The sequence below is a fragment of the Nocardioides eburneus genome (genome assembly GCF_040838215.1).
Taxonomy (GTDB): Bacteria; Actinomycetota; Actinomycetes; order Propionibacteriales; family Nocardioidaceae; genus Nocardioides; species Nocardioides eburneus.
Window position 1 is genome coordinate 1 of the sequence record NZ_JBFPJR010000056.1, and the last position, 14,360, is coordinate 14,360.

Genomic DNA, 14,360 nt, shown 5'->3' on the forward strand with positions numbered 1-14,360 from the left:
GGCGGTCAATGTAGGAACGCCGGCGGACCGCAGCAACGGCTCCGGATCTCGTTTGATCCGGCTATTGGCCATCTCCATCTGCTTGACCCGCTGGGCGTGGGCGCGGGTGGTGACCAGGACGGCGTCCTCCATGTCGACGACGACGACGTCCTCCATCCCGACCAGCGCGATGGTGCGCCCGCTGCGCGGGACGACGAGGCCGGTCGAGTCGATGGCGTGGACGAGCTCGGCGTCCCCGAGGATCGTCGGCCCCGAGGCTGCCGCCGTACGCGCATGCTCGAGCAGCGTCGCGAGGGAGTCGAAGTCACCGATGTCGTCCCAGCCGAAGGCGGCCGGCACCATCGCGACCCGGCCGGCGTCGGCCGCGGGCTCCGCGACGGCGTGGTCGAGCGCGATCTTGGGCAGCGTCTCCCACAGCTCGGCGAGTCGCTCGGGCTCGGCCGCGATCGTGCGCAGAGTCGCGGCGAACTCCGGGTCGTGGTCGGCGAGCAGGTCGAGCAGCACCCGCGGGCGTACGACGAACATGCCGGCGTTCCACCGGTAGCAGCCCTTGGCGAGGTACTGCTCGGCGACCTCGGCCGACGGCTTCTCGACGAACTCGCCCACGACCACCGCGTCGTCGTGTCCGACGAGCGGCTCCCCCTCGCGGATGTAGCCGAACGCCGTGGACGGAAACGTCGGGGTGATGCCGAGAGTGACGAGCCAGTCCCGCTCGCGGGCGATCTCGGCCGCCGTCCGGACGGCGCTCTCGAACGACGGCGCGCCCTTGATCACATGGTCGGCAGCGAAGGAGCCCATCACCGCGTCGGGGTCACGGCGCTCGAGGAACGCGGCCGCGATGCCGATCGCCGCCATCGAGTCGCGTCCCGACGGCTCGGCGATGAGGCCACCCTCGGACAGGCCCGGCAACTGCTCGCAGACCGCCTCGCGGTGGGCCGCCCCGGTCACGATGACGAACCGGTCGCCGGCGAGGGGCACGAGCCGGTCGTACGTCTCCTGCAGGAGGGTGCGGCCCGACCCGGTGAGATCACGCAGGAACTTGGGGGCCGCCGACCGCGACAGCGGCCACAGCCGGGTGCCGGCGCCGCCGGCGGGGATGACGGCCCAGAAGCTCATGCCGACAGCCTAGGAGACCGGCACGGATCGCGGTGCGGGATGCTGGAACCGTGACCGAGCCGACTTCCCTCTCCCCGTCCTCGCGCCCGCCGGCGACCTTCCCGCAGGTCCTCTCGGCCGCGCTCCGCACCGATCCCGGGCGCCCCTTCGTGACGTTCTACGACGAGGCGACCGGCGAGCGGGTGGAGCTGTCGCTGACGACGTACGCCAACTGGGTGGCGAAGGCCTCCAGCCTGCTCGTCGACGAGCTCGGCCTCGAGCGCGGCCAGTGCCTGCGGATCGACCTGCCCGCGCACTGGCTCGCCGTGGTCTTCCTCGGCGCCGCCTGGAACACCGGCCTGGTCGTGACCGACGCCGAGAGCCCCGACGCGGTCGTCTGCGGCGCGGCGACGCTCCCGGTCTGGCAGGCGTACGGCGCCGAGCGCCCCGACGTGCCGGTGCTCGCCTGTTCGCTGCTGCCCCTCGGCGTCCGCTTCGCCGATCCGCTCCCGGCGGGCGTCCACGACGTCGGGGTGGAGATCTGGGGCCAGCCCGACGGCTTCACCCCGTGGGACCCGCCCCGGCCGGACGACGCCGCCACCCGCTGGGCGGACGGCCCGGAGACGTCACAGGAAGAGTTGTGGGCGGCTGCCGCCGGTGTGCCCGGCGGCAGCCGCCTCCTCTCGGAGGTGGCCCCGGCTTCCCCACCGGGGACCGCCTCCGTGACGGAGCCGCTGGTGAGCGGCGGCTCCCTCGTGCTGGTCGCAAACGCCGACGCCGCTGACGCCGCCCGGCTGGACGCGATCGCGTCCACCGAGCGGGTCACGGGTCGCGTCCCACGCGGGGACACCCCGCGGCCGACGTAGGTTTGTCGGCTCGTCCTCGGGGTAGGCCTCCCGTGACGTTGGCCGCAGAGCATGAGGACGCACGATGACCGGACCGGTGAGCCTCTACCACGACATGACCTCGGGCGACCCGGGTCGGATCGCGGCGGTCCGTGACGACACCAGCGCGGAGATGAGGAAGATCTTCGACGCGGCCGAGTCGGTCCGCTACGCCAAGGGGCTCCCCGACTGGCGGAGTCCTGAGGGAAGGACCGCGTTCAACGCACGGGCGTGGGCGACGGAAGCCGCCGCCCAGAACGGCTACCACCGGCTCAACCGGGTCAAGATCGTGGTCCGTGCCGCCCGGGAGGGCTACACCGCGATGGTCGCGGACGCCACCCCCGTCATCAACCGCTGGCACCGGGAGAAGGACCTGCCTCAGAACCAGAACCTGCTGGGCTTCCTGGCCCTCTACCTCGGCGTCATGAACGACCTCCTCAGGGTCCGGAGCACCTACGAGACCGTGCTGAGCAACCAGCAGGCGTGGCTGGACACCGCGGGCATGTGGAGCAGCGAGGACCCGGACGCCGAGGCGACCCAGTGGCTGCTCAACGGACTGAAGAAGTCGCTGGTCTGGGACCTCAACGACCCCAGCACGATGGGGCCGATCATCCCGAACGTGTACGCCACCGGCGCGGGCACCGACAACGGAGAGGGCGCCACCCCGCAGGGGCTCGGCTACGACCCGAAGACCGGCTACCTGCTGCAGACCTCCTACGAGAAGGACGGCGACGGCCACGACGTAGGAGCACAGCTCAACATCATCGATCCCGACACCGGGGAGCTGATCAACACGGTCAACCTCACCGGCGGGGACGGGAAGATCCCGGACCACCTCGGAGCCGTCTCGGTCACCCCCGACGGCAAGATCGTGATCTCCTCCTCCGGGAACCCCGGCGAGGTGATCGAGTACGACCGCAGCAAGGTCTTCGGCCAGCCGGTCGGCACGAACGTCGCGCCCTCCCACCGTCAGGAGGTCCAGGGAGGAGCCTTCTCGACCATCGGGGACGACGGTCACCTCTACACCGGCACGTACTACGACGGCGGCAAGGGTCCCGGCGCGCTGACCGAGTACAAGCGCGAGGGCGGGAAGTGGGTGCAGGTCGGCCATCCGCACCCCATCCCGGACCGGGTCCAGGGCATCGCGGTCCACGACGGCAAGATCGTCTTCAGCCGCTCCGGTGTCTCGCTGGACAACTCGGCGGGCAAGCATGCCGGCAGCACCCTGGAGACCTACGACCTGCGGCACATCACGAGCAACAAGTACGTCTACGACACCATCCCGGGGCGCCAGGTCGACCCCGCCGAGCAGAAGATCGCGATGCCGAACATGGCGGAGGGCACGGTCTACGACCCGCGCAACGGCAGCTTCTACACCGTGCTCGAGAGCGGTTCGCATCCCTACATGGTCAAGGGCGACGAAGCCACCTGGGCGAGCCAGCGGATGATCCGGACGCCCGGCTCCGAGCTCGGCTTCGCGGGGTCCGGGACGCTCGACGTCGACCCGGTCACGCTGCACCGGGCCGAGGACGAGCTGCACGCCGTCGAGCGGGCCATGGACCGGTGCAGCGGCCGGGTGAAGGCCATCCACCTGGACGCCGCCGACCTCGGCAAGGTCACCGGTGCCGCCTCCTTCGCCAGCTCGGTCACCTCCTATCTCGAGACGACCGGCGAGTGGATCGACGAGTGCCGGATCTCGGCAGGCATCGGCAGGCAGGGTCTGGTCGACGCGGCACTGACTTACGCCCGGAGCGACGAGGGCACCGCGATGACGATGAAGCAGGCCGAGTACCGCGACGACGACCACTAGGTTCACCCGCGACGCCCTCGTCCGCCGCCCGCGACCCGAAGAGCCCGACATGAGACTCCACCGCCCCGTCTACGTCCTCGGTGCCCTGGCGCTGCTCCTCGCCACCGCGGCCTGCGGCGCCGACGCGACGTCGGGCGACGACTGGCCGGCCACCTCGACGCTCGTCGACACCAGCGCTCTCTCCTGGGCCGACGGATCGGTGATCCATCTCCCCGGCGGCGACGAGACCGACATCCACGAGCGCGTCGTCTCCTACGTGCTCGCCGGGGACGGGGCGTACGCGAGGGTGGGCGACCCGAACGCCGCGGCCCTTCCCGTCGTCCACGTCACGGCCGGCGGGACCGAGGCGACCGGGATCAAGGCCGACAGCCTTGCCGCATCCCCCGACGGACGCTTCCTCGTCACCACCGACCCCACCGCGGGAGGCGACGGTCTCGCCGACGAGAACCCCATCACCATCGTCGACCTCGAGACCGGCACCCAGGTCCTGCACAGCGGCAAGCACATGGGCGATCCGGCCCGTGACGACAACTACGACGATGTGGATCCCGGCGTCCTGCTGGTGGACGACACCGACGCCTACATCGACACCGTCGACGGTCTGCGGCGCTTCGTGCTGGCGACGGGCGACTCCCGGCCGCTGACCCAGGCGGAGAGGTTCGCCCCGGGCGCCCCGTGGAACAACATCGGCCAGGAGCCGCGGACGAGGTGGAACGCGGACCACACCTGGGCCTTCGAGACGCCCAGGGCCGCCGGCTGGCACGGCCGGTTCCGCGACGCCGGCCACCGCCGGGTCACACCGAGGACCGGCGCCTCGCGCTGGCACTTCCGCCTCTGGCTCGACGACCACACCGCTCTCGGGTACGCGATCAAGGGACCGGGCGACCCGCACCGGAATCGTCTCGTCGACGGTGACACGGCGGCGCTGATGACCTGCACCGTCCCCGACGGCGCCTGCAGCGTCGTTCCCGGCTCAGCGAAGCCCAGCAAGGTGGTGCGGCCCTACTCCGACGATCCGTACGACGACATCCGCCCACTTCCCGAGAATCAGCTCCCATGACCTCCCGACTGCGCCGGCGCCGAAGACGTCAGCCGATCAGGTCGTAGGCCTTCCCGCCCGGACCGAGGTAGACCCTCGTCCCCAGCTTGCCGTCGGCCAGCCGCTGCAGGGCGTAGAAGTCGCCCGTCGCCTTCTCCCGGACGATCAGGTCGCTGCCGCTGGCGTTGCGCAGGTCGCGGACACCGACGATCACGTCGTACGCCTTGACGTTGATGCCCAGACTGACGGGGCTGGTCAGCCCGCCCGGACCGTTGCCGGGATAGAGCGTCAGCTGGTTGTTGGCCCGGAAGATGCTGTCGGGCGCCCCGTCGCCGTTCCACCGGCCGGCCGCGATCTGCGCGCTCGCGCTGATCGCGCTGTGGGACACGTACGACGCCTGCAGCCCCTTCAGGCCGTTGCCCGGATAGATCCGGACGGACCCGTTGACCTGGCCCTGGATGTCGGGGTAGCCGTCGCCGGTGATGTCGCCGGCGACGACGGGCCAGCGCACGGCGCCGAACCCACTGGCCAGCTTCGTCGGCGCGTCGAACTTGCCGCCGCCCTTGCCACGGAAGAGGTAGAGGTCGCCGTTGGTCCGGCGCGCGATGAAGTCGCCCTTGCCGTCGCGGTCCCAGTCCCCCGCCATCATGATGCGGTTGTAGCCCGTGAGGCTGACGCCCGCGTCGGTCGCCGGAGCGAGATTGCGGCGGCCGGTGTTCTGGACCAGACGCAGGCTCGTGCCGCTCCGTCCGAGGAGGTCGGGCAGCAGCCCACCGGTGACCTTCGCGGCGCCGATCCAGGAGCCGGCCGCCGAGGTCGGGCTGTAGGGGCCCTGCGGCTTGCCGAAGTGGCCGCGACCGTCGCCGGGCAGGATCCACGCCCGGCCGCTCGACCCCCGCGCCAGCAGATCGGCCTTGCCGTCGTTGTCGAAGTCGCCGTAGCCGGTGATGGCGGTGTACGTCGACCAGCGGTAGGTGTTGCTGGCGACCGAGACGGGCGAGTGGAAGACACCGTTGCCGTCTCCGCGGAAGAGCATCAGCCGGCTGCCCTTGCGGCCGAGGATGTCGGGGTGGCCGTCCCCGGTCACGTCCCCGGTCCCGATGAGCAGGTCGTAGCCCGAGAGCGTGAAGTACTTCAGCCTCGCAGTGAACGCGCCCTTGCCGTTGCCGTGGAAGAGGACCAGGCGTCCCGTCCGGGTGTCGCGTCCGATCAGGTCGTTGCGTCCGTCGCCATCGAGGTCGCCGGCGGCGGCGATCATGGTGCGACCGACGAACTGCTTCGGCATCGAGGAGACCGCCGCGCCGAAGGAGCCCTTGCCGTTGCCGGGCCGGGTCGCAGCCTTGCCCGCGGAGGTGATCGTGACCAGGTCCGCCTTGCCGTCACCGGTGAGGTCCGGCGAGACCACCAGCGTCGTCGACGTCGAGAAGCCGGTCATGGTCGTCTTCGCGGCGTGGAAGCCGGCGAGCCCACCGGTGCGGATCAGCATGGCGCGACCATCCTTGGCGCGGCGCGCGATCAGGTCGGGGTACGCCGTGCCCGCGATGTTCGAGGCCAGCTCACGGCCGCTCCACCCCTTCTGCAGCGACGCGGCGATCGTGCGGATGTCGGGGATGCGGGCGTAGAGGTACTTGCCCGGGCAGGCCGTCGCCTTCGTGTCGCGGTGCCCCTCGATCGCGTGCGGGAAGACCTTCTTGCCGATGCGGACGTTGGTCGCATTCGCGTTGACGCCGTGGAGCGAGAGCTTCCAGGCGAAGATCGCGCCCTCGGCCTGGATCAGCGCGCTCGTCGGCTTCGCGGTCTCGAAGTTGCCGATGGCCGAGACGCCGAAGCCGTAGTCGTTGTAGTTCTCGGTGTGGGCACCGACCACGGGCCGCGCCACGCCGCCGTACCGGCCCTCCCAGATGCGGCCGAACTTGTCGATGAGGAAGTTGTAGCCGATGTCGCGCCAGCCGCGGCTCTGCACGTGGTAGGCGTAGATGCTCCGGATGATCCCGGGGACCTCCGCCTTCGTGTAGTCGTTGGCGTTGACGGTGTGGTGGACGAAGCCGCCGTGGATCTCGAAGTAGCTCGGCTTGGTCTGCTCGCGGATCTTCTCGTTGGCGCCCCACTGGGCGCGGCTGTAGATCTGCGGCTTCGGGGTGTACGCCGCCGCGGCCAGGACGGCGGCCGCCTCGCCCGTCCCGGCCGCGGAGCCGCTGCCCGCGGAACTGGCGGTGGTCGCAGAGACGTCGGCCGCGGAGCCGGCCGTGCTGGTCGTGCCGGTCGTGCCGGTCGTGCCGGGCGGGCTGGACGCAGGGACGTCGCCGGCGGCGTCACCGGTGTCGATCGCGGGGCGCTCGGACGTGGTCGCCGACGGCGTGCCGGGGTCGACGATCGCGAGCTTCAGGTCCGCCGGCACGGCGACGCCGGTGGCGGTCAGCCGGGCCTGCACCTGCTCGACGTGGCCGACCAGGCCCTCGATGGTGCCCGGTCGGGCCGCCTTGCCCTCCGCGCTGGAGGGGTCCGGCCCGTCGTCGTCGTTCTCGAGCGCCTTCCAGGCACTCCAGCGGCCGTCGTTCTCGGTGCGGATCTGCACCGCCACGTGGGACGGATCCACCTGGTCGGCGTGCGACCACGTGACACCCACGACGCCGAAGCCGGTCACCCGCTGCGGGTCGCTGGTGACCACGGTCGTGCGCGCGGTGGGCCGCGCCAGCGTCGCCTGTGAGGTGGTCGCGCTCGGCGCGATCGTGCGTCCCGAGACGCCGGCCTTGGCCTGCGGTAGCGTCGCCGGGGTCAGCGCCACCTCGCGGACGTGCGCGTCGACGGGCGCCGCCGGCACGGTCGACGGCGTCTCCGCGGCGCGGATGTAGGCGGCCATCGCCGCCGCGGGGCCGCTGGCGCGGACGCTCGCGTCGGGGCTCTGCTTGACGACGTCGAGGCTGACGATGCTGGCGGCCGGGATGAGCGCCGCGAACACGACGCCGAGGACCAGCAGCTGCTGGCAGGTCGCGACGAAGCGGGTGTGGCGGGAGGCGGAGGTGGCAGCGGGGCGCAGACGGCCCTTGGTGCGAGGCATGGAGTGCTCCAGGTGTGCGGGGAAGAGTCACACGAGGACTCAACTTTCACACCAGTCACAGCACTTGGGAAGAGGAACTGAGTAACTACAATGATGTAATTTCTAGTCGACACGCCGACAACTCCCAGATCGCTGCGATCGATGGGCGCAGGCCACGTCCCACACCGGGCGTACGACGACAAAGCGCCTCACCGCCCGGGGATCTCCCCGCGGGCCGTGAGGCGCCCGGTGCCTGATCGGCACACCAGACCCACCGAGTCGGTGCGACGTCAGATGTCGGCGCCGAGCTCGGCGTCGTCGTTCTCCAGCGAGTCGAGCTGGTCCGGATCGTCGCTGTCGTCGCCGTACTTGAGGTATTTGATGCCGGCGTCGACGTCACCGTCGAAGGCGAGCTTGCCCTGCTCGAGGACGAGCACCCGGTCGCACATCCGCTTCACGGAGGCCGCCGCGTGACTGACGTAGAAGATCGTGCGTCCGCTCTTGCGGATCTCCTCCATGCGCGCGAGGCACTTGCGCTTGAAGGGCTTGTCACCGACCGCGAGCACCTCGTCGGCGAGGAAGATGTCGGAGTCGATGTGGACGGCCACCGAGAACCCGAGCCGGGAGTTCATGCCCGACGAGTAGGTGTTGACCGGGGTGTCGAGGAAGCGACCGATGTCGGCGAACTCGACGATGTCGTCGAAGATCCGGTCGGTCTCCCGCTGGGTCAGCCCCATGACGGCGGCGTTGAGGTAGATGTTCTCCCGCCCGGTCAGCTGCGGGTGGAAGCCGGCGCCGGTGGCGATCAGGCCGGCGATCCGGCCCCGGGTGAGCACACTCCCCTTGTCGGGTCGCATGACGCCGTTGATCATCTTGAGCAGCGTGGACTTCCCGGAGCCGTTGAGGCCCATCAGGCCGATGGACTCCCCCTGCTCGACGCTGAAGGAGACGTCGTCCACCGCGGTGAACCTGTCGCTGACGTCCTGACCCTTGGCCATCGCCACCGTCATCTGCTTGAAGGTGCGGTGGTAGCGCAGGGTGAAGTTCTTCGTGACGTTCTCGACGCGGATCGACTCGGCCATCTCAGAGCCTCTCCGGGATGCGGTTCTCGAACCGGTTGAAGATGAACTGGGCGATCACCAGCACCACCATCGAACCCAGGAGGGCCAGGATCCCGTCGCGCCAGAGGTGCTCGGGGAGCTTGGTCGTGATGGTGAGATGCGGATCCGCCGTGCTCTGCGCCCAGAACGCTCGCTGGAACAGCAGGACGGCGTTGGCGATCGGGTTGAAGAGGTAGTAGTCGGCGAAGTGACCGAACTTGTCGTGGATCTGGTCGAAGGAGTAGATCATCGGCACGCCGAAGCGGACGAAGTTCGACAAGATCCCGACCGCGCTCCCGAAGTCGCGGAAGAAGACGTTGGCCACGCTGAACATCAGCGCCAGCGCCGTGCCCAGGAACATGATGATCCCGAGCCCGAGCAGCACGCCGAAGAGCGTCCCGAGGTCGGGCACCCACCCGGTCGCCAGCGCGGCGATGATGAGGATCACCGACGCCGGGAACACGTGGTAGAGCGAGACCAGCATCGCTGAGACCGGGAACATCTCGCGCGGGAGCGCCAACCGGTTGACCAGCGACTTGTTGCGCACGATCGACCGCGTCCCCGACCCGAAGGTCTCGGTGAAGAAGTGGACCACGACCATGCCGGAGAAGACGTGGATCGGGTAGTTCTCGACGTTGCGGTGGGCGCCCATGATGTGCCCCATGACGAACCAGTAGATGAAGAACTGGCTCAACGGGTTGATGTAGGACCAGAACAGGCCCATGACCGAGCCCGCGTAGCGCGCCTGGACCTCGCGCTTGACCAGCAGCTTGAGCAGGTAGCGCTTCTGGAAGACCGAGAACAGGCCCAGGTGGGCCGAGGGCGGGGCCAGCGGTGCGTCGACGATCCGGATCGTGCGCTCCTCGGGAGCGTCCTCCCCGGAGGCAGCTGTCGCCGTACCGGTGTCACTCATCGGAAGCCTCCGTCCATGGTCGGAAGGTCTGCTCCCACGCCTCGGGCGAGGTGATGTCCCCCAGTGCTGCACGGTACTCCTCGGCCAGTCGCGGCCACTCCCGCCGGAAGCGGGCGTGGATCTCGACGGTCTTCTTGAGGAGCTCCTTGAACAGCTGCGGGTCGCGCTGGAGGAACGTCGCGCTCTGCCCGTCGTTCATCGAGACGATCGCGGAGTCGTACTTGGTGATGCGGTACCACTGCGAGTCCATCGCCGGGAGCTCGGCCTCGGGGTAGGCCTTCGAGAGGTCACGCGGCTTGCGGAGCTGTCGCAGCGGGGCCTTGAGCGCGGCCAGCCTGACCTCCCAGCCCTTGAGTACGTCGTCGTCCCCCCGCCCCTTCCGAGGCGGCTTGTGGCGGCGTACGGGCGGGAACGCGTCGCGGTCGGTCTCGAGCCGGGCGTCCTGGAACTGCGTGGCGTAGGACCGGATCTCGGGCAGCTTCGTCGGCAGCGCGTCGTGCAGCGCCTGCGGCCCCTCCAACACGTCGAGCAGGGCCTGGTGACGGATGGCGACGGTGGAGTACTGCATCGAGACCAGGTGCTTGACCTGGTGGTTGAAGCTCTCCATGACCATCCGGCCGCCGTGCGGGTAGATGGAGTGCAGCAGGGCCGCCACGAAGCGGTTGCGGTGGTGGAAGTAGGACTGCCAGTCGAGGGCGTCGTTCTTGTCCGTCCACGGGACGTGCCACACCGCCGCGCCCGGGAGGCTCACGGTCGGGAAGCCGGCCTCCTTGGCGCGCAGGCCGTACTCCGAGTCGTCCCACTTGAGGAACAGCGGCAGGGAGAGCCCGATCTCCGCGATGACCTGACGCGGGATCAGGCACATGAACCAGCCGTTGTAGTCGACGTCGACGCGCTTGTGCAGCCAGCGCGTCGAGCGCAGGTTGCGCGCCGAGAAGTCCCAGTTGCCGAAGACGCCCGGCGCCGAGCCCCACCAGAAGGTGTAGGGCTGCACGACCTCGCCGAAGCTGTGCAGCTGCGCACGGGCGTAGATGTTGAACATGTGGCCACCGACGAGCGTGGGCTTGCGGCACAGATCGCCGAAGGTGACGGACCGGACGATCCCCTCCGGCTCGCAGATGACGTCGTCGTCCATCATGAGGGCGTACGTCGCCGTCCCCTTGCGCAGGGACTCCAGCTGCCCCCGGGCGTAGCCGCCCGAGCCGCCCAGGTTGCCCTGCTCGAGGACCGTGAGGACGCCGCCGAGGGCCTCCTCGGCGGCCGGGAAGAACTCCGAGTCCTTGACGAGCTGGGTGCCCTGCTCCATCACGTAGACGGTGTCGAGGTAGGGCCGGAGGACGTCGTCCTCACCGAGCTGGCCGAGCAGCTTCGCGCAGAAGTCGGGGCGGTTCATCGTCGTGATGCACATGTCCACCGTGCCGTGCTCGGCCCGGTCGGCCGGCACCTGCGCGGTCCACTCGGCCGACTCCACCACGACCTCGTGGTCGCTGGCGATGACGTCGTACCAGTACCAGCCGCCGTCGACGAACGGCTTGAGCGTGAGGTCGAAGGTGAACGTCGTACGGCCGCCCTCGCTGCCCGTGGCGGCCGAGTCCACCTGCTGGGTGCGCCCGTTGGCGGTCGACTTGTAGACCACCACCCGGGCCTCCTGACCGGTGAGGGTGATCGCCAGGCTGACCGAGGAGACGACCGTGTAGCGCCGCCAGTAGCTCGCCGGGAAGGCGTTGAAGTAGGTGCCGAACGAGATCGACTCGCCCTCGTCCAGACGCAGCGCGGTCCGGGAGAGGATCTGGTCGGGGTGGATCGTCTTCCCCGACGCGATCGACTGGCGCATCTGGAAGGCGTTGAGGTCGCGGGCCTGCTTGTTGGCGCCGACCTCGTACTTGTCGGCGTCGAGGATGGCCGCCTCGGGGTCGACGTAGAGCGGGAAGACCTCCAGGTCACCGTCCGTCGGCAGGATCTGCCGCTGCAGGAGCCGCGTCACCGTCCCCGTCGTCGCCGGCCCCGCCGGGTCGCTGGTCAGTGTGGTGGTCACTCGTCGACGCCTCCGCTGGTCAGCGGCGCGCCCTCGGCGAAGTGCGGCCGCAGCTTGTTGTCGAACATGGACAGCGCCGAGGCGATGGCCATGTGCATGTCGAGATACTTGTACGTGCCCAGGCGGCCACCGAAAAGAACCATCGGCTCCTTCTTGGCAAGATCACGGTATTTCAGCAGCTTCTCGCGATCCTCGGCCGTGTTGATCGGGTAGTACGGCTCGTCGTCCTCCTCGGCGAAGCGGCTGTACTCGTGCACGATCACGGTCCGCCCGGGCAGGTAGGTGCGCTCGGGGTGGAAGTGCTTGAACTCGTGGATCCGGGTCCACGCGACGTCGGGGTCGTTGTAGTTCATGACCGCGCAGCCCTGGAAGTCGTCGACATCGACGACCTCGGCCTCGAGGTCGACGGTGCGCCACGACAGCCGGCCCTCGGCGTTGCCGAAGTACTCGTCGACCGGGCCGGTGTAGACGATCGGGACCCGGCCCTTGTAGTCGTCGGCGACGCTGAAGAAGTCGGTCTCGAGGCGGACCTCGATATTGGGGTGCTCCGCCATCTTCTCCAGCCACGCGGTGTAGCCGTCGGTCGGCAGGCCTTCGTACTTGTCGTTGAAGTAGCGGTTGTCGAAGGTGTAGCGGACCGGGAGGCGCGTGATGATGTCCGCGCTGAGCTCCGTCGGGTCGGTCTGCCACTGCTTGGCGGTGTAGCCCTTGATGAACGCCTCGTAGAGCGGACGCCCGATCAGGGAGATCGCCTTCTCCTCGAGGTTGGCGGCGTCCTCGGTCCGGATCTCGCTAGCCTGCTCCGCGATGAGCGCACGCGCCTCGTCGGGGGTGTGGCTCTTGCCGAAGAAGACGTTGATCAGGTTGAGGTTCATCGGCAGGGAGTAGACCTGGCCGGCGTACTTCCCGAACACGCGGTGCTGGTAGTTCGTGAAGGTCGTGAAGCGGTTGACGTACTCCCACACCCGCTCGTTGGAGGTGTGGAAGAGGTGGGCGCCGTACTTGTGCACCTCGATGCCGGTCTCGGGCTCGCGCTCGCTGTAGGCGTTGCCACCCAGGTGCGAGCGGCGCTCGAGGACGAGCACCTTCAGGTCGAGCTCGGTGGCACACCGCTCCGCGATCGTCAGGCCGAAGAAGCCGGAGCCGACGACCACGAGGTCAGGCAGGTCGGGGAGGTCTGCGTTGGACACGGCAGGTCAGTCTACGGACGAGGAGGGAAGGCTCCGCATTCCCCGCGCCGACCTCAGGGCACGGACCACGTTGGCCGCCTCACGTCTCCCGCCGCGCAGCGGGCTGAGGAGCACGACCGCCGCCGTGATGAGCCACGGCTTCGCCCGGACGAGCGCGTTCTCGCCGTAGCGGAAGTGGACGGCGAAGAGGTTGCGGTACATGTAGAAGCCCTTCCAGCCGGCCAGGTCGTGCTGCTGGCTGAAGTCGAGCTGGCGCACCAGCACCGCGTCGCGGATCGCCCAGATCGTGTAGCCCGCCCGCCGGGCCCGGAGTGCGAAGTCCACGTCGTCGTAGAAGATGAAGTACGACGGGTCGGGCAGCCCGATCCGCGCGACCACCTCGCGCCGCACCATGAAGCCCTCGAAGGCGACGTTCTCGATCGCGACGCGTGCGGGCATGTCGTCCCGCCGGCCGAAGACGGTCTCGACCATGTCGGTCTTGGGGCGGACCGCGAGGGGGTTGCGCAGGTCGAACCGCACCGCGGCCTTCTCGACCAGGCGTCCGGCGCTGTCCTCGCGGACCGCGGCCAGGCAGGGCTCGTCCTGCGCCAGCAGCACGGTCAGGCAGTCCGGCGCCGGGACCACGTCGTCGTCCATGAGCCAGATCCGGTCGAAGCCCTGGTCATAGGCGGTCTTCAGACCGAGGTGGAAGCCGCCGGCCCCGCCGAGGTTCTGCGCGGAGCGGACGACCTGGAGCCCCGCGACGCGGGCCTGCGCCAGCACGTCGCCCGTGTGGTCGGTCGAGGCGTTGTCGACGACGATCACGGCCTCCGCCGGGCGCTCCAGGCGGCGCAGCCCCTCGAGCATCGGCGCGAGCAGGTCGGCGCGGTTGTAGGTGACGACGACGATCGCCACGGACTCCGTCATCGCAGGAACCTCTCGTGTCCGGTGAAGTCACCGCGCAGCGCGGCGACCCAGGCCTGCGCGGAGAGCCGCAGGCGTCGTACGGACGGTTTGGTCAGGGTGTAGAACCACAGTGTCTTGACGACGAAGGCCAGCGCGTGCGGCCAGCCACGGTAGTCGCGCAGGTTGAGCAGGTTGTTGCGCGCCATGCAGTAGTGCTTCAGGTCGCTCGGCGAGTGGTTGTACGTCGTCCGCCCCCGCATCATCGGGGTCCCGAGGCTGCCCACCGCCGGATGGCGCACGCGGGCGTCGACGACGGTGGCGATCCGGGCACCCGCCGCCTCGGCGCGGAGGCGGTACTCGTGGTCGTCGCCC

At 69.5% G+C, this 14,360-nt stretch carries 10 protein-coding genes and 1 pseudogene; 3 read left to right on the plus strand and 8 right to left on the minus strand.

Features of this window, described 5'->3' with window-relative positions:
• A partial coding sequence (locus AB3X52_RS18880) for a mannose-1-phosphate guanylyltransferase (protein WP_367995655.1) occupies positions 1-1,116 on the minus strand: 1,116 nt, incomplete at its 3' end.
• 50 nt (positions 1,117-1,166) lie between these two features.
• Here AB3X52_RS18880 and AB3X52_RS18885 point away from each other — a divergent pair.
• The 3 genes from AB3X52_RS18885 to AB3X52_RS18895 all read left to right on the plus strand — a co-directional run bounded on the left by AB3X52_RS18885 (position 1,167) and on the right by AB3X52_RS18895 (position 4,849).
• Positions 1,167-1,961, plus strand: a complete 795-nt coding sequence (locus tag AB3X52_RS18885) for a TIGR03089 family protein (RefSeq protein WP_367995656.1) — start codon at positions 1,167-1,169, stop codon at positions 1,959-1,961.
• Between the two features lie 64 nt (positions 1,962-2,025).
• Complete coding sequence (locus tag AB3X52_RS18890) at positions 2,026-3,789, plus strand: WD40 repeat domain-containing protein (protein WP_367995657.1); 1,764 nt, start codon at positions 2,026-2,028, stop codon at positions 3,787-3,789.
• A 49-nt stretch (positions 3,790-3,838) separates the two neighbouring features.
• Positions 3,839-4,849, plus strand: coding sequence for a hypothetical protein (locus AB3X52_RS18895; RefSeq protein ID WP_367995658.1), 1,011 nt, complete (start codon positions 3,839-3,841; stop codon positions 4,847-4,849).
• Positions 4,850-4,877: 28 nt separating this feature from the next.
• Here the strand turns inward: AB3X52_RS18895 and AB3X52_RS18900 are convergent, their stop codons facing one another.
• The 7 genes and pseudogenes from AB3X52_RS18900 to AB3X52_RS18930 form a co-directional block, all read right to left on the minus strand.
• The gene (locus tag AB3X52_RS18900) at positions 4,878-7,886 is read right to left on the minus strand and encodes an FG-GAP-like repeat-containing protein (protein ID WP_367995659.1); all 3,009 of its coding nucleotides are present in this window, start codon (positions 7,884-7,886) and stop codon (positions 4,878-4,880) included.
• 269 nt (positions 7,887-8,155) lie between these two features.
• Positions 8,156-8,947 (minus strand): ABC transporter ATP-binding protein, encoded by a 792-nt coding sequence (locus AB3X52_RS18905; RefSeq protein ID WP_367995660.1) that lies wholly within the window; start codon positions 8,945-8,947, stop codon positions 8,156-8,158.
• A gap of 1 nt (position 8,948) precedes the next feature.
• Positions 8,949-9,878 carry an ABC transporter permease gene (locus tag AB3X52_RS18910; RefSeq protein ID WP_367995661.1) on the minus strand — a complete coding sequence of 310 codons (930 nt, stop codon included), beginning with the start codon at positions 9,876-9,878 and terminating at the stop codon, positions 8,949-8,951.
• The gene (locus AB3X52_RS18915) at positions 9,871-11,913 is read right to left on the minus strand and encodes a glycosyltransferase (protein WP_367995662.1); all 2,043 of its coding nucleotides are present in this window, start codon (positions 11,911-11,913) and stop codon (positions 9,871-9,873) included. Before AB3X52_RS18915 ends, AB3X52_RS18910 begins: the two co-directional genes overlap by 8 nt.
• Positions 11,910-13,103, minus strand: a complete 1,194-nt coding sequence (gene glf, locus AB3X52_RS18920) for a UDP-galactopyranose mutase (RefSeq protein WP_367995663.1) — start codon at positions 13,101-13,103, stop codon at positions 11,910-11,912. Before glf ends, AB3X52_RS18915 begins: the two co-directional genes overlap by 4 nt.
• Positions 13,104-13,109: 6 nt before the next feature.
• On the minus strand, positions 13,110-14,009 hold the full coding sequence (locus AB3X52_RS18925) for a glycosyltransferase family 2 protein (RefSeq protein WP_367995664.1): 900 nt from the start codon (positions 14,007-14,009) through the stop codon (positions 13,110-13,112).
• Positions 14,006-14,360: pseudogene (locus AB3X52_RS18930) on the minus strand (glycosyltransferase family 2 protein); the annotation flags it as partial. The pseudogene AB3X52_RS18930 and the gene AB3X52_RS18925, both read right to left, overlap by 4 nt.

What these genes read in the sequence shown, in the direction of transcription:
- AB3X52_RS18890 (WP_367995657.1), top strand. Translation starts at nt 2,026, where the DNA reads ATGACCGGACCGGTGAGCCTCTACCACGACATGACCTCGGGCGACCCG.
- AB3X52_RS18895 (WP_367995658.1), top strand. Translation starts at nt 3,839, where the DNA reads ATGAGACTCCACCGCCCCGTCTACGTCCTCGGTGCCCTGGCGCTGCTC.
- AB3X52_RS18900 (WP_367995659.1), bottom strand. Translation starts at nt 7,886, where the DNA reads ATGCCTCGCACCAAGGGCCGTCTGCGCCCCGCTGCCACCTCCGCCTCC.
- AB3X52_RS18905 (WP_367995660.1), bottom strand. Translation starts at nt 8,947, where the DNA reads ATGGCCGAGTCGATCCGCGTCGAGAACGTCACGAAGAACTTCACCCTG.
- AB3X52_RS18910 (WP_367995661.1), bottom strand. Translation starts at nt 9,878, where the DNA reads ATGAGTGACACCGGTACGGCGACAGCTGCCTCCGGGGAGGACGCTCCC.
- AB3X52_RS18925 (WP_367995664.1), bottom strand. Translation starts at nt 14,009, where the DNA reads ATGACGGAGTCCGTGGCGATCGTCGTCGTCACCTACAACCGCGCCGAC.